Annotated in this window: 1 pseudogene; it reads right to left on the bottom strand. The window is 37.0% G+C overall.

Going from position 1 to position 276, the window contains the following annotated elements:
- A pseudogene (locus tag C1E99_RS14545) lies at positions 1 to 276 on the bottom strand (hypothetical protein); the annotation flags it as partial.

Genomic DNA, 276 nt, shown 5'->3' with positions numbered 1-276 from the left:
TTAATAATTGCGCGCTATTATCAACCTCTTCATCATTAAATAATTCCACAAAGGTAGCAAGTGAAGATAATTGTCTATCTTGCATCTGGTTTGAAGCTCGATTTCCCTTGGCGCCATTATTTGTAGCCTTATCTTGACTCGATGTTACAACATTTGAAATACCAGCTGTCTTGGCCTTACTCAACGATTTTTTCACAGATATAACACCACTTTGGGATATAACGTTTTTTGCTTCCCAAACTTCTTTATCAACATGCTTCCTTATTTCTTGCGGTG

The sequence above is a fragment of the Streptococcus suis genome (assembly GCF_002964045.1).
GTDB classification, from domain to species: domain Bacteria; phylum Bacillota; class Bacilli; order Lactobacillales; family Streptococcaceae; genus Streptococcus; species Streptococcus suis_U.
This window is presented reverse-complemented; position numbering and strand designations above follow the sequence as displayed.